Here is a 22,861-nt window from a genome sequence, read left to right as displayed (position 1 = left end):
TAGCCTTTAGAGAATTGCCTTGATCTCGTGCAGATTCTTCTGCCCACCGACGGCAAGAAGCGTGTCGTTGGCCTTGATAACCTGCTTGGGGCCGGGGTTGAAGACCATATCCCCGGACTCCTTTTTGATGGCGATTATTATCAGATTAAAACGTGGACGTATCTGAGACTCCACCAAATCCTTATCCACCAGCTCCGAACCGGCAGTGACCAGAAGTTCCTCCATCTGGAGGTCGATGCCGCCTCGCATGGCCAGTTCGATAAAGTTGGTTACCGTTGGCCGCAACACGTTCTGGGCCATGCGCAGGCCGCCGATGAAGTGTGGCAGCACTACCCGGTTTGCCCCGGCCAGTTCCAGTCGGGCGATGTGGGAAACCTCCCCGGCCCGGGCGATGATATTGATCTCCGGATTAAGCTGCCGGGCGGTAAGGGTGACATAGACGTTCGCGGCTTCACTGGTCAGGGCGGATACCAGCGACTTGGCGTGCAGCAAACCGGCGCTGATGAGCAGTTCGTCGCTGGTGGCATCTCCCTCTATGCAGAGCACACCGTCCTGCTCCATCTTGTCGATGAGGTCCGGCGACTGCTCCAATACGACGACATCATGCCCTTCCTTCAACATCTCCTGCACAACAATATGACCGATCCGTCCGTAACCGCAGACGATGAAATGATTTCTCAGCTTGCCTATCTCTTTCATCATTTTATGCTTACCCCACATAATTTGCAGACGTCCGTCGATAAGGAGCTGAGCGAACGCACCCGCGATGTACACGAAACCGCCGACACCGGCCATAATCAAAAAGGCGGTAAACATTCGGCCTGCATTGGAGAGTTCGTTGACCTCCATGTAGCCGACAGTGGAAAGGGTGATAACCACCATGTAGAAGGCGCTCGGGAAGTCCCACTCCTCGAACACCATATAATAGCCGATGCCGATGAGGAAAATCAGCGAAAGATAGGCCACGCCCAAGGCTATGCTCCAGAAGGAGCCGAGCCTTGCCTTCATGCGCAGCATTCTTCGATGAATGGACACTCTCATATAGTCTACCCCAGCTTCAACAACCGTTCCCGCAGCAGGGCAACGCGATCTCTCAACTCCGCAGCCCGTTCGAATTCCAATTCCTTGGCGGCTTCACGCATTTCGCGCTCCATCCGTTTAATGGCCTTGAGCAACGCCTTTGGATCCGCCCCGTATTCATCGCCCGCCTCCGCTGCCTTGAGACCCTTCTCCGCCCCAGAGGAGCCACCGGGAGCACCGAACAAATCCTCCACCTTTTTATGAATGGTGGTCGGGGTTATCCCGTGCTCTTCATTATAGGCCAGCTGACGCTCCCGCCTCCTGGCAGTTTCATCCATGGCCGAGGCCATGGAGGCGGTCACTTTGTCGGCGTACATTACCACGCGCGCGCCTGCGTTACGAGCGGCACGGCCAAAGGTCTGAATGAGCGACCGCGTAGACCGGAGAAACCCCTCCTTGTCCGCATCCAGAATGGCCACCAGCGAGACTTCCGGGATGTCCAGCCCCTCCCGCAGGAGGTTGATGCCCACCAATACCACAAACTCGCCTTCGCGCAGCGCACGGATGATGGCCATGCGCTCCAGGGTATCGATGTCCGAGTGCAGATAGCGTGACGGCACTCCCATCGAATTGAAGTAATCGTTGAGGTCCTCGGCCATGCGTTTGGTCAGCGTGGTGACCAGAACCCGCTCGTCCTTCGATTGCCTCTTTTTGCATTCCGCGAGCAAATCGTCAATCTGTCCCTGTACTTTTCGTACTTCCACCTCAGGATCGACCAGTCCGGTGGGACGAATGATCTGCTCCACCACCACACCTTGGGCAAGGTCCATTTCCAGCGGGCCGGGAGTGGCCGACACATACACAGCCTGATGAATGCGTTCCTGAAATTCCTTGTAGGCCAGCGGACGGTTGTCCAACGCCGAGGGCAGCCGGAACCCGAAATCCACCAGCGTGGTCTTGCGCGACCGGTCGCCGTTGTACATGCCGCCTACCTGCGGCAGGGCGATGTGCGACTCGTCCACGAAGAGAAGAAAATCATCCGGGAAGTAGTCCAGCAACGTGGCAGGAGGCTGCCCCACGGTACGGCCATCCAGGTGTCGGGAGTAGTTTTCGATGCCGTTGCAGTAGCCGAGTTCCTCAATGATCTCCAAATCGTACATGGTCCGCTGCTCCAACCGCTGGGCCTCCACCAGCTTGTTGGCGGACTTGAGGACGGCGAGCCGCTCCTGGAGTTCCGTGCGGATGGAGTCCACGGCGCGCTCCAGATTGTCCTTGTCGGATACGAAGTGGCTGCCCGGATAGATGACGGTCTTGCGCATCCGGTCCTTTACCTCGCCGGTAAGCGGGTCGGTTTCCGAGAGGGAATCTATCTCGTCACCAAAGAACTCGATGCGCAGCGCCTTTTCCCGGCTGTAGGCAGGGATGATCTCCACCACATCGCCGCGTACGCGGAAAGTGCCTCGATGGAAATCATAGTCGTTGCGTTCATAGTGAATCTCCACCAGGCGCTCCAACAGATGATCCATGGGCATGTGCTGCCCCTCTTCCACGGGAATGACCATCTTGGCGTAAAAATCCGGTGATCCAAGGCCGTAGATACAGGAGACGGAGGCCACGATGAGCACGTCGTGCCGGGTCAGCAGCGCATGGGTGGCCGCGTGCCGCAGCTTGTCGATATCGTCATTGATGGACGAGTCCTTTTCAATGTAGACATCCGAGTGCGGCAGATATGCTTCCGGCTGGTAATAATCGTAATAACTGACGAAATATTCGACGGCGTTTTCCGGAAACAGCCCCCGGAACTCGGTGTAGAGCTGGGCGGCCAACGTCTTGTTCGGTGCCAGGATCAGGGCGGGACGGTTTAACGTGGCCACCACATTGGCCATGGTAAAGGTCTTTCCCGTTCCGGTCGCGCCCAGAAGCACCTGGTCGCGCACCCCGCTCCTTATCCCTGCCACAAGCTCGGCTATGGCTCCTGGCTGGTCCCCCTTCGGAACATATTCACTGACCAGTTTGAAATCTGGCATTCGAAGAGCAGCCCCCTTGAGATAGCTCGATAAAAAACGTATGATTGCAGTCAATGCCGCAAAACGGCCCGATGGAGGTAGCGCATGGACATCGACATCACCCGGGCGACGACAACCCCGCCGACCCCTTACGCCAACACCCTTTCCATGGTCATCCGCAGTTTCAAAGGACGCCGGAATGTGGAAGTCCACCTGTTCCGGGCCTCGTGGTCTCCCGAGGATGAACAGGCCCAAGACTGGGATACCCTTATATCCCCCTCGCCCGCCCCGGATGATCCGAGCCGACGCGTCGTCATGGAAGCCTTTTCCGACGAGGAACGGGACCACTTGATAAACTATCTGAAAGAGCAATACTCCACAAGGCTTACAGCTCTCAGGTCGAGACCGCTGGCCTTTCCGGTACCCACCGGCATGGCGGGACTCTCTCAGGCCCAGCCTGACAAGGACCTCGGCTTCATCGAGTTTACCAGAATCCCCAGCTATCCGTTGGAAATTCCGCTTAAGGGCCTATATGACCTGAGCCGCCATCCTCCCCTGGTGGACGAGGAATAACCCCGCTCCCTCAAGGGGTATCAAAGCGCCACGGCCCCTCGCGAGTAGGGGCTTCCATGGCATCACGCAGCGCGGCCAAAAATCGGAAGCGCACGACCTCATGCGCGCCGAACCGAAGCAGATGATCCGTTGTCTGCTGACAGTCGATGAGCGTGAAGCCCCACGCCGCCAGTTGCCTGACCAGTCGGGCAAAAGCCGCCTTGGACGCATCCGGCTCCCGAAAAAACATGGACTCGCCGAAAAAGGCCGCTCCAAGGGAGACGCCATAAAGGCCGCCAGCCAACTCGCCGTCCCGCCACGCTTCCACGCTGTGCACATATCCGAGGCGATGCAACAACGTGTAGGCTTCCACCATCTCCTCCACCAGCCATGTCCCGTCCTGTCCGGGTCTCGTCGATTCGGCACAGGCCCGGATAACCTGGGAAAAGGCCTGATCCATGGTAAAGGTGAATACGCCCTTATTAAGCACACGGCGGAGGCTGCGCGGCAGGTGAAATTCCTGCGGCAGCAAAATCAGGCGGGGATTGGTGGACCACCAGAGGATGGGAGAGTCCTCCGCATACCAGGGGAAAATACCGTTGGCATAGGCCGAGAGCAACCGTTGCGGGCTGAGATCGCCGCCAACAGCCAGCAACCCGTCGGGGTCAGCATCTTCCGGGTCCGGGAAAACCGGTTCCTCAAAAAGCCGATAGATGGTCATGCCAAACCTCAAACAAAAGAGGCGGCCCATGCCGCCCCTTATTAATCCTTATTTTTCGCTCATTGCCGGAACCCGGCATCGTCAAAGGAGAACTCGAATTCGGCCGGGGCATCTTCGCCACCCTTCTTGCCGCTTTTCTTCGACTTCCTGGCCAGATCCACAGTGACGACACCGCCCTTGGTCAAACGGCCAAAAAGCAGCTCGTCCGCGATCAGATCCTTGATTTCTGTCTGAATGACACGCCCCATGGGACGGGCACCCATGGCCGGATCATAGCCCATCTCGGCCAGTCGGGCCCGTGCCGCGTCCGTGAGCTTAACAACGACACGGCGGTCTTCCAGCTGGTCGTTGAGTTCCTTGATGAACTTGCCGACAATCTTTTCCATGACCGGCTGCCCAAGCGCCTTGAACGTAACCACGGCATCAAGCCGGTTCCGGAATTCCGGACTGAACAGCTTTTCCAGCGCCTTGAGAGCATCGTCCTTGCGGTCCGCCTGCTCGTCGCGCTTGAAGCCGATGGCACCCTTGGCCATCTCCCGCGCTCCGGCATTGGAGGTCATCAGCAGAATAACGTGACGGAAATCCGCCTTGCGGCCATTGTTGTCGGTCAGCGTGGCGTAGTCCATGACCTGGAGCAGGATGTTGAACACGTCGGGATGCGCCTTCTCGATTTCATCGAAAAGGACAACGCAGTGCGGCTTCTTGCGCACGCCTTCGGTGAGCAGGCCGCCCTGGTCGAACCCCACATAGCCCGGAGGCGCTCCAATGAGTCGAGCCACGGCATGCTTTTCCATGTATTCGCTCATGTCGAACCGCAGAAAACCGATACCGAGTGTATCCGCCAGCTGCCGGGCCAGTTCCGTCTTGCCCACGCCAGTCGGGCCCGTAAGCAGGAAGCTGCCCACCGGACGACCGGTCTGCCGCATCCCCGCCCGGGAACGCTTGATGGACTTCGAAAGGGCCTTCACGGCCTCGTCCTGCCCAAAGACCACGCCGGCCAGATCCTCTTCCAGACTCTGTAAACGAGCGCGATCCGACATGGTCAGACGCCGGGCCGGGATACGGGCCATGCGGGCCACGACCTTCTCGATGTCCTGGACATTGATACGGTCGCCCTTTCGGGAACGGGCCGAGAGCTTATACAACGCTCCGGCCTCGTCCATCACGTCGATGGCCTTGTCCGGCAGGAAACGATCGGTGATATGCCGCGCGGAAAGCTCGGCTGCGGCCTTGAGCGCATAGTGGGTGTAGTTGACGCCATGGAACTCTTCATAGTGGGGCTTCAGCCCCTTGAGGATGGCCACGGTCTCCTCAACCGAAGGTTCGCTGATCTCGATCTTCTGGAACCGACGCGACAAGGCGCGGTCCTTTTCGAAATGGTTCTTGTATTCCTCGTAGGTAGTGGAACCGATGCACCGGATTTCACCCGATTGCAGCATGGGCTTGAGGATGTTGGAGGCATCCATGGAGCCGCCGCTCACCGATCCCGCACCGACGATGGTATGAATCTCGTCCACGAAGAGAATGGCTTCCTTGTTCTTCTTCAGATCGGAAAGCACTCCCTTGAGCCGGGCTTCAAAATCACCTCGATACTTGGTTCCCGCCAGCAGCGAGCCCATGTCGAGGCCGTATATTTCCGCGTTGATGAATTCCTTGGGCACGTCGCCCTGGACCACACGCAGGGCCAGACCTTCGGCCATTGCAGTCTTGCCAACGCCGGGATCGCCAACAAAAATGGGATTATTCTTGCGCCGACGCGCCAGCACCTGAACGGTCCGGTCCAACTCCGCCTCACGGCCGATAAGCGGGTCGATGAATCCCTGGGCTGCCCGCTCGGTCAGATTGACCGCGAACTCCTCCAATGGACTCTTCTTGCCGCCAGGACGGTCATCCAGAGGGGAAGGACGGGACGGTTCATCACCGGCATCTCCCCAGTCCTCACGAGCGGACATGCCGTGAGAAATGAATTCCAGCACGTCCAGCCGGGAAACATCGTGGGTCCGCAGGAAGTAGACCGCATAGGAATCTTCCTCATCGAACATCGCGGCCAGCACATCGCCGACCTCCACGGTTTCCTTGCCCGCGGCCTTTTTCTGCCATACGGCACGCTGCAAGACACGCCGGACACCCAGGGTCTGAATGACCTCGGTCTCGGTGCCGTCCGGCAGGGCTTCCATATTTTCGACAAAGAAACGGCCAAGCTGATCGCGCAACCGTTCCAATTCGGCCCCGCAGGCTTCAAGGATTTCCTCGCCCTGCTCTTCGCCGGTTATTGCATACAGGAGGTGCTCCAGCGTGAGGAACTCGTGGTTCCGCCGCTTCACCTCGTTGACCGCGGAGGTCAACGCGCTTTCCAATTCCTTGCTGAGCATCGTCATCTGCTATTCACCTTCCATGCTGCACTTGAGGGGGTATCCCGCACTCTTTGCCAGCTTATGCACCAGGTCCACCTTGGTTTCGGCAACTTCCGCCGTGTATACCCCGCACACGCCGTAGCCCTGGTTGTGCACAGACAGCATGATCGCCGTGGCCTGCGCCTCGTTCTTACGAAAGATGCGAATCAGGACCTCCACGACGAAATCCATGGTCGTGTAATCGTCATTATGCAGAAGGACCTTGTACTTTTTCGGCTCCTTGACCTCATGCTGGTCCAGCAGCTCCGAATCCGACCGATCCCCGGTCAAAGGATTACCCATAGATATTTCTCTCCAACGCTCCTCTGATTTTCCTTAACACACAATATAAATTCCTTTTGCAGGCCTGTCGAGTCTGGAATGTCAATCTTCTCCAATTTCGGCAAAAATCGCTTCTTTCTGCTCGGGAGAAAATACAAAGCCTTCTTCGGGATACAGGTCCTTGCTGCGCCGGTGCTCCAGGTTCAGGGCGTGGTATGTCTTATTAGAACTGGGAAATTCATCAAGTCCCAAGGCCTCGGCACACCGAAACACTGGGCGCTTGTTTCCCTCCACCTCCACGAAATCGCCAAAAGGCAACCTATCGAGACAGACGGTACAGTCCATGAATTTCCAACATTCCCGGACCTTTTCATAGGAGAAAGCCTCCCGCAGCCCCGCCACGAGCAAGGCTTGGCGAACCGCCTCAAAATCGTCGACACCGGACTCGATCTCATCAAACACCTTGAGCGAGGAGACGGGTTCGTGCTCCGGCGGGCGCTTCACCGTAAGCAGGGCCTTCCCGCCGTAATTGCGCAGACGCAGCAGCACACCGGCCTTTTTCAGCGAGCGGTCGGAGCGATCGAAAACCACATTCGTTTCAAACAGGGCCGGTGCGCCCGTGGCACCCTTTTCAACCAGACGGTTTCGGAGTACATCAAGATCCACATCCAAAAATTTCACTTCACATTCGAGAGTCATTGGCAATCACTCCTTGCCCTGCTATGACGGGGCTCAGGTAAAACGAAATGTTCACAAAATGTATCTATCTTTCCCTTGGCGGAGCGGCAGGCACCATGTCGCGTTACTGGCTTTCCGGAGTTGTACAGCGTCTCGCCGGAACAAACTTTCCATTCGGGACTTTTGCCGTCAACCTGCTCGGCTGCCTCTTCTTCGGCACAGTCTGGGGTTTTTTCGAGAGCCGGCTCCTGCCGGGAAGCGGTATTCGCCTGATGGTCCTCACCGGATTCATGGGAGCCTTCACCACCTTCTCCACCTACATGTTCGAGACCGCCCAGCTGGTCAAATTCAGCCAGATCGCAATGGCACTGGCCAACGTTGTGGGGCAAAGTCTTGCCGGACTGACACTTGTCCTGTGCGGCATCGCTCTGGGCAGGTTGATCTAATCCCCGCCAGCACGCAACTTAATTTTCTGGAGATATCATGAAACTCTTGGAAAAAGCGGAACGAATCAGAATATACACCGGCGAGGACGACAAATTCGAAGGCCGCCCCATGGCAGATGCCATTGTGGAAAAAGCAAGGGAAATGGGACTTGCGGGTGCCACCGTGTTTCGCGGACTCAGCGGGTTCGGCGCAAACAGCCTGATCCGCACCAGCCGTATCCTGCGCCTGTCCGAAGACCTGCCCGTGGTTGTCGAAATCATCGATCACCCGGAACAGCTTGCCCCCCTGCTCGAGGTGATCGACACCATGATACAGGAGGGCATGGTTACCAGGGAGCCGGTGGACGTAATCGCCTACCGGCACAATGGAAAGTAGCCTGATTTACTTGCAGGTCCGGAGGATTTCTCCGGCAATCTGGGTCAACGACATGACCTTGTGCACGCCGCCCGCCTTAATGGCTTCCTGCGGCATACCGAAAACAACACAACTCGCCTCGTCCTGGGCAATGGTGTAGGCCCCGGCTTCAAATAGTTCCTTCATGCCCTTTGCTCCGTCATCTCCCATGCCGGTCATGATGGCAGCCACTACATTGCTGCCACCATAGCGGGCACCGGAGCGGAAAAGCACGTCAACCGAAGGACGATGGCGTGATACCAACGGTCCTTCCTTCACTTCCACAAAATATCTCGCACCGCTCCGCTTGAGGAGCATGTGCTTGTCTCCGGGAGCAATGAGCGCCTGACCGCGCAACATGGCGTCGCCGTCCTTGGCTTCCTTGACGGTAATCTGGCAGATACCGTTGAGCCGGTTGGCAAAAGCTGCGGTAAAATGCTCAGGCATGTGCTGCACAATGGCCACGGGCGGACAACCGACCGGCAATTGCTCCAAAAAGACCCTCAAAGCCTCGGTTCCTCCGGTGGAAGCGCCCACCAGACAAACCTTCTCGGTGGTGGTCAATGCCTGGGGACGCCCCATGGGGATTACGGCATCCGCGTCCAGCTTTGGCCGGACCTTGATGGGCGTCGCCTTGATGGCCTTTGTTTGCACCATGGCCGCCGCACGAATCTTGTCGGCCAGCCGTATGCTGGACTCTTCCAGAAACTGCTTGGTTCCCACCTTCGGCTTGGTGATGATTTCCACCGCGCCGTATTCCAAAGCCTTCAGCGCGTTGGCCGTGCCCTTTTCCGCAACCGACGAGCAGATGACGACCGGAATCGGATGCTGCTTCATTAGCTTCTGCAAAAAGGTCAAACCGTCCATTCGAGGCATCTCAAGGTCCAGCGTAATGACGTCCGGCACCTCGACCTTCAACCGCTCCGCAGCCACGTATGGGTCCGAGGCCGTTCCCATAACTTCAATGCCGGGAGCTGCGGAGAGAATACTTTCAAGCGTCTGACGCACCACCGCCGAATCATCAACGATGAGAACTCGAATGTTCTTTGCCATGTACTTTTCCTAAGTAAATTGAGTGACTATCTCGATTCCGCAATAATGCGGCGGACAAGGCTCGGAATATCCAGAATCAGAGCAATGGACCCATCGCCCTTGATGGTTGCGCCGGAAAGCCCTTCCACGTCCTTGTACACTCGGCCCAGGCTCTTGATGACCGTCTGGTGTTCACCTATGACTGTATCCACAACGATTCCTATCCGGCTACCCTCTACGCCGGTAATGACTATCTGCTCAATGGGCGGATTCTCCCCTTCGATGCCAAACCATTCCCGCAAATGGACATAGGGAACGATCTCGCCTCTGAGATGCAGGATGCGTTGATCCGAATCCTCCTCCACATCCTTGCGGGAAAGCTCCACGCACTCTTCAACCAATGAAAGGGGAATGACATAGTATCCGTCTTCCACCTGCACCTGAAGGCCGTCGATAATGGCCAGGGTGAGCGGGAGACGAATGGTCAACGTCGTTCCCTTGCCGGGCTTGCTGTCGATATCAATACTGCCGCGCAGGGAATCGATAGCCCGCTTGACCACGTCCATGCCCACACCACGGCCTGAAACGTTGGTCACCTTTTTCGCCGTCGAGAATCCAGGCTCGAAAATAAGCTTGAGCAGCTCCTTTTCGGTCATTTCGGTATCGCGAGTGATCATACCGCGCTCAACGGCCTTTTCCCGAATGGCTTCCGGAGACATGCCCCGTCCATCGTCCGTAATGCGAATAAGCACCTCACCGCCGGAATGTTCGGCCGAAAGCATAATCAGCCCCTGAGGCTGCTTGCCCGCTGCAACCCTCTCTTCCGGGGGTTCGATCCCATGGTCCAGGCTGTTGCGCAGCAGATGTACGAGAGGATCCCCCAACCGCTCGATGACGGTCTTGTCCAGTTCGGTATCTTCACCGCTGGTGGTGAGATTGATCTCCTTACCCAACTCGGCGGAAAGGTCCCGTACCAATCGTTTGAACTTGCTGAAGGAGGTCCCGATCGGCAGCATTCGAATACCAAGCGTGGAGTCCCGCAGTTCATCACTGAGGCGTTCCAGCTCCTCTGCCAAAGCAATCATGACGGGATCGGCCCGCTCGCTTACTACCTGGGTGATCTGCGCCTGAACGATAACCAACTCGCCTACGAGATCCACAAGATAATCAAGCTTGTCCGCAGCCACACGGATACTTGAAAGAGCTTCCTGCTTCTTCCGGCTGGCGTCCCTTTCCCTTGACTGGGCCTGCGCCTTGGCTGCTGATTCGACTTTTTCGGGAGTAACTTTGCCTTCCTCCTTCAGAATCTGTCCCAGCGAACGCTGCTTTTTCAGCGCCTCTTTCACATCTTCCTCGGACACGTCACCGGTCTTGACGAGAATTTCACCCAGCCGGGGAGGTTCATTCTCACACCCCATCTCCTCGCAGATTTCCTCGGGAGACTTTGTATGAGTTTCGCTGACAGATGCCTCACTCGGCTTTTCAGGCTTCGTTTCTGGTTCAGCGGACGCAGCGACTGCGGGGACTGAGCAAAGTTCAGGATCAACGCCCACCTCAGCGACTTTCACGTCTATATCTGCATCGGTAAAGAAAAAGACGTCATGGACGGAATCCTTTTCAACAGGCGCAACCAGTCGTATGCACCAGGAGACGTGCTCCTCCCCCTTGGAATCCTCAGGCGGATGAACCTCGAGTTCTCCCAACTTGGAAAGTTCCTTCAGCAGGCCGTCGAGGACTGCGGAGTCTATGCTCGGCGCTTCCCTGGAAGACAAAACAATCTGGTAGGTATGCGTTTCATCGGGCGCAACAGCTTCGGGTTCACCGCTTTCCGCTTCCGCCCCCTGCTCCGGTTCCCTTTCATCACCTGATGCGGTGGCGTCATCGGCAAGCGCATCGCCGGAGGCCTCCTCTTCCACGGCCCCTTCCTCAGAGTCTTCCGTCCCGCCTGCAATGCTGCGCAGGCCGGACAGGATCTCCTGCATCATCTCCGGATCGACCACATCGGACTGTTCCGACGAATCGAGCATTTTTTTGATATAATCACGGGATTTGAGTGCCAAGCTGCACAACTGCGGAGTAACGGGAAGATCCCCGTTCCGCACCATATCAAAGGTCGATTCGACCTCGTGGGTAAATTCGGCAATATCCTCAAAGCCGAACATAGCCCCTGAGCCCTTGATAGTGTGCAACGCACGGAAGACCTGGTTTACCAGATCCATATCATCCGGCGACTGTTCGAGCTCGAGCAGTGCGCCTTCAAGTTCACTCAGAAGATCGTAGGCCTCTTCCTTGAATATTTGCCGGTTGAGATCATCGGACATCCGTATCGCTCCTACAACTCGTCATAGTGGTCCGCATGAATTCGCATGGAAACCTGTACTGTACATCCCTCACATGAGGCAGTATCGCAAAAAAACACCAAGTCAGCCCATTATAAATGCAGTCGATTGCTCATTCTTTACCAAGAAATACGATCTCGGCCCTGGCCGTGGCTTCGTCGAATGGCTTGATCTTGACCTTTACGCGCTCGCCCTTGAACTCGGCCGCACCAATCAGAATGCCTTCGAAGTAATCAAAAAGGCCACGAGAGGATCGGTAATTCATGAACAACTCCTTCCCTTTATCTTCGTAGGTAAAACTGGGCGGCTTAATCCCGGGGTTTGCCTTGGTAAGCTTGGTATGCACATCATTCATACGCAAATAGAAAGATTTAAGCGATTCATCCTTAAAATAATTCGGATACATCTCATGAAACTTCACAACAGAATATCGTCCCAACTGCAAGAAGAACTCCCGCACCGAGACTCCGGCCATAGCTGAAGCCAATTCAGCTATCTGGGTAATGACCTGGTCGGGATAGCTCTCGCCCGGCAAAAACACGGGATGGCCCATTTCTTCCTGCACACCTTCATAGGTGTCATCTCCGTAGCGCTCACGGACAAAGCTCTGAGTCAGCTTTGGCAAAATTCCCTTCATTTCGCCACCGGAGGCCCGAAGCTTCATGCCGCCGTCCCTTCCTCCTTGCACGCCCCGCGAGAGATCCAACAATTCCTGGGCAAGATGCGCAAGGTCTCGCGTAGCACCGGCAGCCTGACCGGCCGCCTCATCCGCGTCTCCCGCAATATCTGCAATATCCCCGATACTGTGCTTGATTTCCTCGGCAGAAGCGGATTGCTCCTCCGCAGCGGTTGCAATCTGTTCCACCCGCCGCACCATGTCACCGATCTCCTGCATGATGAGCTGTAACGCCTCCCCGGCCTGGTTGGAGAGGGAGGTGCTTTCATCCACCCGCTCTTCGGTCTTACGCATGGAGTTCATGGCATGACCGGAACGGTCCTGGATGGTCCCGACCGCCTGCTCCACTTCCTTGGTCGCAGCGACGGTCTTTTCCGCCAGCTTGCGCACCTCGTCCGCCACCACGGCGAATCCCCGGCCGGCTTCTCCCGCCCGCGCCGCTTCTATGGCGGCATTGAGTGCCAGCAGGTTTGTCTGGTCGGCAATGTCGTTGATGACGTTTATGATGCGGCCGATCTCTTCGGCCCTGGCGTCCAACTCCTCGACTTCTCGGCCAAGGGTGGCAGCCGATTGGGAAACTTCATTGATAGCGGAAACAGCCTTTGAAACCATGGAAGCACCTTCCCCGGCCGACTGCTGCGCCTTTGCCGCAGCCTCGCTGGTTGCCGAGGCATTCCGAGCCACCTCAAGGACGGTACCGGTCATCTGCTCCATGGCCGTGGCCACGGCTGTCGTCTGCTCCCGCTGCTTCTGCGCTCCCTGAGCCTGGTCATCGGCAGAAGCGGAGAGCAATTCCGTGGCCGAGGCCACATGCTCCGCCAACTGGCTGATCCGCCCCCCTGCCTGTGTAAGTCGTTCCCTCTGCTCCTCGACCTCGCGCTGACTCTTCATGCGCTCCGTCAAATCCGAGAAAGAAACGACGACAGCGGCAACATCCTTCCCCTCCGTCCGGACAGGCGTGCAGAACATTCCGACCGTTAGCTTTCTTCCATCCCAGAGAGTCAACTCCCGCGTCTCCTCCGCAACTTCCCCTTTAAAGGCGGTCGGGGCAATCAGGGAAGCATCCGTGTCAAAAAAAGCTTGGCCCGCCTTGCGGCCTACAACCTTGCCTTCCCCTTTGCCGATCAGGTCAGTCAGTCCGCGACTCGCTGCCTGCACGATACCGTCGGAGGAGCAACACATCACAGGCTGGGCAACGCCACGAAACACGGCTGCCGCGATCTTCTCATTGGCCCGCGAAATCTCCAATGCGGAAAACACGGCCTTCAGCCCGCCATCCATCGCACCAGATGCTCCCGACACATCAAAAGTCACCGGGCTGTTTCCCTTCGCCATTTTCTCAAGCAGAGCACCTGTCAGACGCGACTGCCGGAGATGGACCACAACAGCCACAGCCGAGCAAACCAGCGACCCCGCCAGCGCCAGGCAAAAGGCCAGCCACCCGCCCACAAACATACTTGCGGCAAAAAAGACACAGGTGGCCAATCCCGATAGAACCGTTGCAATCACTACCCGATCACCCATATTCAGGACTCCGGTAATCAAAAGAATATCGTAATAAAAACGCCACGTTGCTTGAGGCGGTACATTTTACTTACGCCGGAATATCCGAAAAGGCAATGATATCAAAATAAAGGAGAGGAAGATGCGCCCGATACGGCGGGCGGCCCCAATACAATTACTCGCCTATCCGCTTACGCATTTGGCGAAGAGCGCGGCGGCGGCGATACAGACGTATAAGATAAAGTGAACCGAAGTAAGTGATGATCGTGGCCGGAATGCCAAAGATCAGGCTCCCGGAAAACATGACGGCAAAGACCTGCCATCCTGCCGAGAGGAGCTGTTTCATCTCAAGCTGGTTTGGGTCAAAGGCGACATGGAACGGTGTGAAGGCACTGCCCACAATGTAGAGGAAATAATAAAACGGGACCATAGTGGCTGCGTTCGAATAGCAAGTCGCCAGCCATGCAGCCAGCTTGTTGACCCGAAAGACAAAAGCCAATGCAAGGACCACGATAGATTGAAACGGAATGATGGGCAAAGCGCCTATAAACATCCCAAGCGCCATGGCCGCCGCCAGGTTTTGCGGCGAAGAGTTCTGGCGCATGAGCCGCAGATACCAGTAGCGAGTCCAGCGTTTGCTTTGAACCCACCAGCCCGGCTTTCCTCCGGTGGCGTTCCGAATCGGCCTCTTTTGCTTCGAATCCGACAAGACTACCCCAACACGTCAAAACGGGAGAACTTCATAACAAAACCGGCGCGCCCCTGAGTTGACGAACGCAGATTGGTGGAAAAACCGAAAAGACTGCTTAACGGCGCAAGCCCCTGAATTACCTTCAGCCCAGCACGGTCGATCAGATTCTCGACCTTGGCGCCCTTGGCTCCGAGCAGACCAATAACTTCGCCCGTAAAATCCTCAGGCACGGAAATCTCGATCCACATGATGGGCTCCATCAGCTTTGAATCGGCGGCATCCAGTCCCTGTTTGAGGGCCATGGCAGAAGCCATCCGATATCCCACGGCCGAGGAGTCTTCCCGTCTCGCCAGTGACGTTACGCGAACCCGAATATCCTGGACGGGGTATCCTCGGACCACACCGCTCTGCAGACCGTCCGAGATGCCCTCCTCCACGGCCTGAAGCCATGGAGCGGGCCACTCCTCCGGGTCCACCTCGAAAACAATGTCGCGCCCCTTGCCACGATCCCGAGGCTCCACGGAAAGCGCAACCGAACCAAAATGCTTTTCCTCGCCCAGTTCCCTATCGAAAACGGCCTCGCCTTTCCCTTTGGCCATGACCGTCTCCTGATACACAACCTGCGGCTTGCCGGTACGCGGTGTGAGCTTGTACTCACGTCCCAACCGCTCAAGGATGACCTCAAGATGCAGCTCTCCCATTCCGGAAAGAATGATCTGCCCCGTATCCTCGTCATGCTCCAGGTCGAGAGTCGGATCTTCCATCAGGTACTTTTCCAGCGCCTCGTCCAACTTGTCCGACTCTTCAGAGTTGCGGGGTTCGATAGCCAGGGAGATAACGGGCTTGTAATCCGCAATCTGTTCCAGGAGAATCGGATTGCTACGCAAGCATAGCGTGTCGCCGGTACGGGCGAATTTCAGTCCCGCAGCAGCGACAATGTCACCTGCAAACGCGGCATCGAGCCGTTCCCGCCGTCCTGCGTGCAGGCGGAAAAGTCGGGCGACCCGCTCGTCCTTGTCCTGCGTGACGTTGTAGACCGACTCCCCAGCCTCCAGGCGGCCGGAATAAATACGCATCATCGCCAACTTGCGGCCTTCATCCATTAAAACCTTGAAGACCAGGGCGGAAAGGGGCTCCTTGTGGGAAACCCCGAAGGAAATTTTCTCTTTTGTTTCAGGCACAACGCCAACGGCCTGAGGGACTTCCAGCGGACTCGGCAGATAACGGCAGACAGCATCCATGACCGGCTGCACACCGATATTCTTGAGGGCGGAACCCACGAGGACAGGAACCACAGTACGATCCAGGGTCAACTTGCGCATCGCCGCGATAACTCGCTCAGCCGGGACCTCTTCGCCACCCAGGTAGAGATCAAGAATCTCCTCATCTGCCTCGGCGACGGTTTCGATGAGTTTTTCCCGCCAGGGAGCGAGGCGGTCGGCCTCTTCTTCGGTCACCTCCAGCGAGTCATACTGCTCGCCATTGGAGGATTGGTCGAAAACCAGCCGACGCATGGCGACCAGATCAAAGACACCTCGGAAGTCAGCGCCCTCACCGTCCGGGTACTGAACCGGCACGGCATTGGCCCCAAGCCTGGTGCGGATGGACTCAACAACCGCTTCAAAATCTGCACCCAACCGATCCATCTTGTTGACAAAGGCGAGCTTGGGGACGTGGTAGGCCTCGCTTTGCCGCCACACCGTTTCGGACTGAGGCTCCACACCGCTGACGCCACAGAAAACACCTACGGCTCCGTCCAGCACACGCAGAGAACGCTCCACCTCAATGGTGAAATCGACATGGCCCGGCGTATCAATGATGTTGATGATGCACGGTTCCCACAGGCAGGAGGTGACGGCGGAGGTAATGGTAATGCCCCGCTCCTGTTCCTCCGGCATATAATCCATGGTGGCCGTGCCTTCGTGCACTTCGCCGATCCGGTGGATTTTTTTGGAGTAGTAAAGGACTCGCTCGGTCAGTGTGGTCTTACCGGCGTCGATGTGTGCGATGATTCCGATGTTGCGCAGGGTCGCAAGACCCTTTGCCGAAGGAGCATTGGTCTTGGCCATATCAATCTCCGAGAGTCCACGCGGTACCGTATGATTGGAAAAAAGATGAATGCAGATCGGGCCATATCCAACAGCCTTCCATGCCGGGACCAAACATCAGCTTGAAATGCCCCGCCGCTGATGACATCCGTTCTTTCGGCAGATAGGCCACATCGCTTGCGGTCTTGAGAAATACGTCAAACCCACCCTGCACGTACGCAAAATTTTCGGCAGGCAACTGGCCCTGCATTCCGAAGACGGAGAAGGCAATATCGGGATGCATGAAGGCGAGGGCATCAAGATCGATGGGGGACTCCTCCTCCATCCAGACGGAAGCCATACGGCTGAAACGGGGCCGCCAGAAGGCCATCCGCTTGGCGGCATACTGTTCCCCGGCTCCTGCCGAGGTGGCTTCGGGACCAAGTAACAGGACCGCCCCGGTCCTGTCCGACTCCCGCAAATCCGCCAGAAGATGCCGGACCTGCGTGGAGTCCATGGAAACCACCAATTCCTGTCCGGCAAGCTCCAAGCCTGTCAAAATCGATTCCGGCCACGGTTTATCGTTCCCGACGCGAACGGCCAGCACCTGCTCTATCCCCATGGCCGTAGCAGGAACCAGAGCAGCAAGGATCCTTGCCGGAGACAGTAGGCTGTCGTCGAACAACACCACTGCGAACGACACGGATTCGTACCGGGAACGGGTGGCAAACCCGCCGGTCCAATGCCGCACGTCTTCGCCACAAAGATCCTTGCGCGGACCATAGCAGTCGTAAAGACGGGCGATGGCAGTCTTTATCCCGGCACGCTCCCCATCGGAAAGCGTCTGATACGCACGGGAAAAAAACGCGTCGTCAGGGACGAGCGAATTAATCCATTGCGGAAAAGAAAATGGTGTATGTTCCATAAGGAAGACCGGTGACCGCTATTCGGCCGCCAATTGCTTTACAGCCATTTCTTGAGCCAGAGCTTCCAGCTTCCCTCGATGCGCATCCGCTCATCCTCGGAAAGGGTTTTCTGGTACTCAAAGTAGGAGTACTCGGCACGCCGCCGAGCATAGTCGCGCAGGTCGGGAATGTCGGAAAAGTTCTCTACGACATACTGATACCGGTGCCATGCAGGTCCAAACTGATCCGTGCGCCAGAAAAAGTCGGCCATGTAGACTTCATGCTCAGCCAGAATCCTTCTGGACTTGACGATAAGTTCCTGGGCCGCCTCGGCATACTTGGTATCCGGATACGTTTCCCTAAGCCGGTAAAAATACTCCAGCCCTTCCTTGATGTTCTCCTGGCGGCGATCAATGGACTTGAACAGGTTGTAGTTGGCATTACCGATCTGGAAAATGACGTAGGGAATATTCTCGTTGCTCGGGTGGAGCGCCTCGAATTCCTTGTAGGACTCCCGGGCAAGGCTATACTTCTTATCCAGATAGTATGCATCGCCAACGGCAAGCTCGGCCTTCAAGGCATAGGGACTGAAAGGGAATCTGTCCTTGATCTTATTGAAATAATCCTGGGCGTCTCCGTACTCCTTCGCATTCATGGCATCGGTTCCCGCCTCGTAGAGTTCCTGAGCGGTATCTTCCGCCGGAGGCAGAAAATAGTTGTCGATCCACATGCAACCGGAATTGAGCAGGAGGAGAAAAAGAAGCAGCGAAAAAACCGTAACTCTTAATGAACGCATGCCTACCCCTAACCCTGCTGCTCCAGATAGGTGAAAGCGGAATTGGCAGCGGTGGCACCGTCCCCCACAGCCGAAGCAACCTGACGGCATTGTTTGGAACGAATGTCCCCTGCGGCAAAAAGACCGGGAATATTGGTACACATCTCAACGTCCGTGATAATCCCGTTACGGTCCTTTTCCACCGCATCCGGTACGAAATCGATGATGGGTTCGAACCCGACGAAAATGAAAACCGCATCGATATTCATTGTCGACATCTCGCCGGAATCCACATTGCACAAAGTCACGGACTCGACATCGGTCTCGCCCACGATTTCATCAACGACCGTGTTGCGGATTATTTCGATGTTCTCGTTCTTGAGACATTTCTTCTGGTAAACCAGTTGCCCCCTGAACTCCGAACGACGATGAATAAGATGCACCTTGCTGCAGATGCGAGAAAGATAAAGCGCCTCTTCCAACGCGGAGTTTCCACCGCCCACAACGGCGACCTCCCTGCCACGGAAAAAATTCCCGTCGCAGAGAGCACAATACGAAACCCCCCGGCCGAGCAACCGCTCTTCGCCAGGGATATTCAACTTGCGGTAGCGGCAGCCGGAGGCCAAAATCACGACCTTGGCCAGCACGTCCTCATCCCCAACCTTGATCAAATGACCATCGGCATTGGATTCAATGGAACGAACCTCGTCGTTGATGCGCTCCAAGGGATACTCCTCCAGATGGGCGGCAAACTTGTCTGCCAGTTCCCACCCCTGGAGGCCTTTGGGAAACCCCGGATAGTTCTCGATCTCCGAGGTCATGAGAATCTGCCCGCCGGGGGACAGTTTCTCGATCATTGCGGTTTTCACCCCGGCGCGCAAAAGATAGAGGGCAGCCGTCATTCCTGCCGGGCCGCCCCCTATGACTACGGCGTCATACAATTTCATCTATTACAGAGCCTTCTTGGAAATCATATCCTTGATGCTGCTCTTGGAAACCGCACCGGTGGACTGATCAACAACCTCGCCGCCCTTGAAAAGGATCAGGGTCGGAATGGCACGAATGCCATATTTGCCAGGGGTTGCGGAATTTTCATCCACGTTCATTTTGACGATTTTAACCTGTCCGTCGTATTCCTCGGCCAGTTCGTCGATGACAGGTCCCATTGCACGGCAGGGTCCGCACCAAGGAGCCCAGAAGTCGATGAGGACCGGAACGTCGCTCTGCAAAACTTCCTGCTCGAAATTGCCGTCAGTAATCTGGTTAGCCATTTTATACTCCTTTGTTTCCCGGCCGGGCAGCCGTTTTGCTATGAAAAGATGAACCGCAAGCCTTTCAAGGGGCATCCGGCGAAATGTTCAACCAATTTTCTTAAAATAGTTTGCCCCTACCGTAGTGTCAAGGAGCGGTCGGGAAAATATCACTTCAAACACGCGGTTTCCAATCCCGAGGGACAACTCTGCCTCTGGGAACAGCCTCCAGATCCAGGCCATGGCAAAGGCCTGCCTCCGCCATTAGCCAGCCTGCATGGGCTATCATTGCCCCGTTATCAGTGCACAGCGACAGAGCCGGCAGATTCAACACAATGCCGTTTTTTTCAGCCAGACGGGCCATGGTCTTGCGTATAAGCGAATTGGCGGCAACTCCACCGGCTACGATAAGGCTCTTCACCTCTCCCGCCTGCTTGAGAGCACGCTCCACCTTGATACGCAGGGTATCGGCCACCGACCAGTTGAAGGAAGAACAGACCACGGCAAGACGCTCCCGCCGTTCCCCGGACAAAGCAGCCACCGCAGCGGCATCGGCCATGGAATCGAACACCAAATCAGGATGCGCGGCAACATAGGTGGCCACGGCCGTCTTGAGTCCGCTGAAACTGAAATCCAGGCTGGGATTATCAATGAAGGCCCGTGGGAAAAGTTTTTTGTCCGGTTCCGCCTCCTGGGCCAGCTCATCTATGAACCGCCCACCAGGATAAGGGAAATTAAGCACCTTGGCGACTTTGTCAAAGGCCTCGCCCGCGGCGTCATCCAGTGTCCGCCCCAACAACAAGAACTCCACCGGAGACTCTATGCGGTATGTATGGGTATGCCCACCGGACACCAGCAGCCCCAACGCAGGGAATTGCAGTTCCCCTGCAAGCCCAGGTGCAAGCAGATGGGCCCACAGATGATTCACGCCCAGCAGAAAAGCCCCGGTCGAGAGGCTGAGCCCCTTGGCAAAACTGACTCCCACCAACAGGCTGCCGAGCAACCCCGGCCCCCGCGCCACCGCGACTCCGTCCAGATCCTCCGGCGCCAGCTCGGTATCGTCCAAAAGGCTGCGATACAACCGAGGCAACACACGAAGATGTTCCCGAGAAGCGATCTCGGGCACAACTCCGCCGAACAGGGCATGAACATCTATCTGGGTGGCGAGGCGTTCACCGACAAGACGCCCGTCCTCCACGAGGGCAACGGCCGTTTCGTCGCAGGAAGTCTCGATGCCGAGAATGCGCATTATCTTTGCTTGCTTCCCCGCGATTCTTCGAAGATGTCCTGAACCATCTTCACATCATTGAGCGAACCGCAATAAAAAGGCACACGCTGGTGCAGGTGATCCGGCTCAATCTCCAGAATACGCTGCATACCGTCGGTGGCCAAACCACCGGCTTGCTCGACGATAAAGGCCATCGGGTTGCACTCGCAAGTCAGGCGAAGTTTACCCGTCGGCTTCTTGGGGTCCCGCAGGTCCGCCGGGTACAGGAAGATACCACCGTACAGCAGGTTCCGATGAAAATCCGCCACGAGCGAACCGATGTACCGACCGCTGTACGGTTTGCGCAGAGCATTCTTGGGCGACTTGAAATATGCCAGGACCTGTTTCGTCTCACGGTCCCAATACCGCTCGTACCCCTCGTTCACCGAGTATATCTTACCCTGCTCCGGGATACGGATATTAGGATGAGAGAGCAGAAACTCGCCCACGCTGGGGTCGAGCGTAAAACCGTGCACGCCGTCGCCGCAGGTGAATACGAGCATGGTCGATGAGCCGTACAGGATATACCCCGCAGCCACCTGCTCGCTTCCCTTTTGCAGGACATCGCTCGACATGAGCGGTCCACCCGAGTCGCTCTTGCGCTTGAAGATGGAAAAGATCGTCCCGATATTGACGTTGACATCAATATTGGAAGAACCGTCCAATGGATCGAAAATAATGATATAATCGCCGCGCGGAAGCGATTCCGGCACCTCGATGATATCCGCATTCTCTTCCGAGGCCATGGCGCAAAGAACGCCGGAACGGGCCAACCGATGAATCAGAATCCGATTCGCGTATTCGTCCAGCTTCTTGACCTCTTCACCCTGGACATTGACGTCTCCGGTGAATCCCAAAATATCGACAAGCCCGGCCTTGTTTACGGCCCGGGTAATGATCTTGGCAGAGAGGACCAATTCGTTGAACAGTCGGGTGAACTGTCCCGTAGCACCTGGCACCATCTTCTGGTGCAGCAGAATGTGTTCGGTCACCGTAACCTGCTGCGGCATGTTGATACGCTCCCGCTTTTGCGTTTTCATGTAGCTCACGGTTTTTTAAAAGAACCACCAGGAACGCTGCCCCGCCTTGGGGTCAACACTCTCTGTGGCGTATACGTAGCGGTCGTCACCTATGTATTTGGCGAGCCAAGTGTAATACTTATCGCCTACCTTGACCTGCCCCTGCACGGTCTCCGCAAGCATCTCCTTCCACGGTAAGGCCAAAAGCCCGGCCTTGTCCACGTCCGCCCCCCGCGTCCACACGCCACCACCGGGCTGAATGATTATCAGCTCTTTGGGGCTGGGGCTCAGGCTGAGTAGCGTGCGCGGATCAAAACCGACCCCGATGAGGCCATTGAAATCCGCATCGGCAAAATAGGGGCGCGCAATGTAAAGCTCGGGACCGAGATCTGAATAATCGACTACGGTTACCAGCGATATCTGCCGCCAGACCCCTTCGAATTGGAGAGGCTTTTCAATCCGCTTAACCGGAATTTCCGGCTGCATGGCCACAATGGTCCCATCTCCGTCCGTGACCAAAATCCGATGCACCCAAGGAAAACGGGTCAGCAGCAGATCCATCCAGTCGGGATCAGGCAAGGAATCCATGTCATCAATATAACGGGCCAGTGAAGTCAAAGGACCGTCCACCGGAGTAAACAGCTTGGCCAGTTTTTCCTGATTGGGATTTTCAAACTGGTAACTGTCCGTATCAATGGTCGGATCGGGATCGATGTACTCTCGTGTCGAGTGCCAAGTTTCCTGAGTGTATTCCTTGGTACTGGTCCAAACGCCGCACCCGGAGAGAACGAGGGTCATGAGAAGCGACAGCAAAGAAAAATATTTCATTTTATCGTATTTCATTGTGCAAAGAGAGGTTGACGCATGGGGGGGAGCCCCTGGGCT

The 22,861-nt window shown here is 56.5% G+C and carries 21 protein-coding genes; 3 read left to right on the top strand and 18 right to left on the bottom strand.

What is annotated here, in order from left to right; genetic code table 11:
* Positions 1-6 precede the first annotated feature (6 nt).
* Entirely contained in the window at positions 7-1,041 is a 1,035-nt protein-coding gene (locus tag ACI0FG_RS06565; protein WP_419787746.1) for a potassium channel family protein, read from the bottom strand.
* 5 nt (positions 1,042-1,046) lie between these two features.
* Positions 1,047-3,047, bottom strand: a complete 2,001-nt coding sequence (gene uvrB, locus ACI0FG_RS06560; protein WP_419787745.1) for an excinuclease ABC subunit UvrB — start codon at positions 3,045-3,047, stop codon at positions 1,047-1,049.
* 84 nt (positions 3,048-3,131) lie between these two features.
* Here uvrB and ACI0FG_RS06555 point away from each other — a divergent pair, with 84 nt between their 5' ends.
* Positions 3,132-3,599: a hypothetical protein gene (locus tag ACI0FG_RS06555; protein ID WP_419787744.1), complete on the top strand. Its 468-nt coding sequence runs from the start codon at positions 3,132-3,134 to the stop codon at positions 3,597-3,599.
* Between the two features lie 10 nt (positions 3,600-3,609).
* Here ACI0FG_RS06555 and aat read toward each other — a convergent pair whose 3' ends face one another.
* The 4 genes from aat to ACI0FG_RS06535 form a co-directional block, all read right to left on the bottom strand.
* Positions 3,610-4,299, bottom strand: a complete 690-nt coding sequence (aat, locus tag ACI0FG_RS06550; protein WP_419787743.1) for a leucyl/phenylalanyl-tRNA--protein transferase — start codon at positions 4,297-4,299, stop codon at positions 3,610-3,612.
* A gap of 59 nt (positions 4,300-4,358) precedes the next feature.
* On the bottom strand, positions 4,359-6,671 hold the full coding sequence (gene clpA / locus ACI0FG_RS06545) for an ATP-dependent Clp protease ATP-binding subunit ClpA (protein ID WP_419788366.1): 2,313 nt from the start codon (positions 6,669-6,671) through the stop codon (positions 4,359-4,361).
* A 9-nt stretch (positions 6,672-6,680) separates the two neighbouring features.
* On the bottom strand, positions 6,681-6,995 hold the full coding sequence (gene clpS / locus ACI0FG_RS06540; protein WP_419787742.1) for an ATP-dependent Clp protease adapter ClpS: 315 nt from the start codon (positions 6,993-6,995) through the stop codon (positions 6,681-6,683).
* 81 nt (positions 6,996-7,076) lie between these two features.
* On the bottom strand, positions 7,077-7,673 hold the full coding sequence (locus ACI0FG_RS06535) for a class IV adenylate cyclase (RefSeq protein WP_419787741.1): 597 nt from the start codon (positions 7,671-7,673) through the stop codon (positions 7,077-7,079).
* 47 nt (positions 7,674-7,720) lie between these two features.
* Here ACI0FG_RS06535 and crcB point away from each other — a divergent pair, with 47 nt between their 5' ends.
* On the top strand, positions 7,721-8,098 hold the full coding sequence (gene crcB / locus ACI0FG_RS06530; RefSeq protein WP_419787740.1) for a fluoride efflux transporter CrcB: 378 nt from the start codon (positions 7,721-7,723) through the stop codon (positions 8,096-8,098).
* Between the two features lie 37 nt (positions 8,099-8,135).
* Positions 8,136-8,474 (top strand): DUF190 domain-containing protein, encoded by a 339-nt coding sequence (locus tag ACI0FG_RS06525; RefSeq protein WP_419787739.1) that lies wholly within the window; start codon positions 8,136-8,138, stop codon positions 8,472-8,474.
* A gap of 6 nt (positions 8,475-8,480) precedes the next feature.
* On the opposite strand, the gene ACI0FG_RS06520 is transcribed toward ACI0FG_RS06525, so the two are convergent.
* From ACI0FG_RS06520 to ACI0FG_RS06465, 12 genes are all read right to left on the bottom strand, one after another.
* A complete protein-coding gene (locus ACI0FG_RS06520; RefSeq protein WP_419787738.1) occupies positions 8,481-9,545 on the bottom strand; it encodes a protein-glutamate methylesterase/protein-glutamine glutaminase in 1,065 nt (354 codons plus the stop codon).
* A 26-nt stretch (positions 9,546-9,571) separates the two neighbouring features.
* Entirely contained in the window at positions 9,572-11,845 is a 2,274-nt protein-coding gene (locus ACI0FG_RS06515) for a chemotaxis protein CheA (protein WP_419787737.1), read from the bottom strand.
* Between the two features lie 130 nt (positions 11,846-11,975).
* Positions 11,976-14,063, bottom strand: a complete 2,088-nt coding sequence (locus ACI0FG_RS06510; RefSeq protein WP_419787736.1) for a methyl-accepting chemotaxis protein — start codon at positions 14,061-14,063, stop codon at positions 11,976-11,978.
* Positions 14,064-14,217: 154 nt separating this feature from the next.
* Complete coding sequence (locus tag ACI0FG_RS06505; protein WP_419787735.1) at positions 14,218-14,751, bottom strand: DUF2062 domain-containing protein; 534 nt, start codon at positions 14,749-14,751, stop codon at positions 14,218-14,220.
* A 2-nt stretch (positions 14,752-14,753) separates the two neighbouring features.
* Positions 14,754-16,802, bottom strand: coding sequence for an elongation factor G (fusA, locus tag ACI0FG_RS06500; RefSeq protein WP_419787734.1), 2,049 nt, complete (start codon positions 16,800-16,802; stop codon positions 14,754-14,756).
* Between the two features lies 1 nt (position 16,803).
* Entirely contained in the window at positions 16,804-17,685 is an 882-nt protein-coding gene (locus ACI0FG_RS06495) for a hypothetical protein (RefSeq protein ID WP_419787733.1), read from the bottom strand.
* Positions 17,686-17,723: 38 nt separating this feature from the next.
* Positions 17,724-18,461, bottom strand: a complete 738-nt coding sequence (locus tag ACI0FG_RS06490) for an outer membrane protein assembly factor BamD (protein WP_419787732.1) — start codon at positions 18,459-18,461, stop codon at positions 17,724-17,726.
* Between the two features lie 8 nt (positions 18,462-18,469).
* Positions 18,470-19,387 (bottom strand): thioredoxin-disulfide reductase, encoded by a 918-nt coding sequence (gene trxB / locus ACI0FG_RS06485; protein WP_419787731.1) that lies wholly within the window; start codon positions 19,385-19,387, stop codon positions 18,470-18,472.
* Positions 19,388-19,390: 3 nt separating this feature from the next.
* On the bottom strand, positions 19,391-19,711 hold the full coding sequence (gene trxA, locus ACI0FG_RS06480; protein WP_419787730.1) for a thioredoxin: 321 nt from the start codon (positions 19,709-19,711) through the stop codon (positions 19,391-19,393).
* A 154-nt stretch (positions 19,712-19,865) separates the two neighbouring features.
* On the bottom strand, positions 19,866-20,939 hold the full coding sequence (gene tsaD / locus ACI0FG_RS06475) for a tRNA (adenosine(37)-N6)-threonylcarbamoyltransferase complex transferase subunit TsaD (protein ID WP_419787729.1): 1,074 nt from the start codon (positions 20,937-20,939) through the stop codon (positions 19,866-19,868).
* The gene (gene fbp / locus ACI0FG_RS06470) at positions 20,939-21,967 is read right to left on the bottom strand and encodes a class 1 fructose-bisphosphatase (protein ID WP_419788365.1); all 1,029 of its coding nucleotides are present in this window, start codon (positions 21,965-21,967) and stop codon (positions 20,939-20,941) included. The genes tsaD and fbp overlap by 1 nt, the downstream gene beginning before the upstream one ends.
* A gap of 45 nt (positions 21,968-22,012) precedes the next feature.
* Positions 22,013-22,804 (bottom strand): hypothetical protein, encoded by a 792-nt coding sequence (locus tag ACI0FG_RS06465; RefSeq protein WP_419787728.1) that lies wholly within the window; start codon positions 22,802-22,804, stop codon positions 22,013-22,015.
* Positions 22,805-22,861: the final 57 nt, after the last annotated feature.

The organism is Pseudodesulfovibrio sp. 7M6 (assembly GCF_050058625.1).
GTDB lineage: Bacteria > Desulfobacterota > Desulfovibrionia > Desulfovibrionales > Desulfovibrionaceae > Pseudodesulfovibrio > Pseudodesulfovibrio salinus.
Note: the sequence above shows the minus strand (reverse complement) of the source record. Positions and strands in the feature narration are given on the sequence as shown.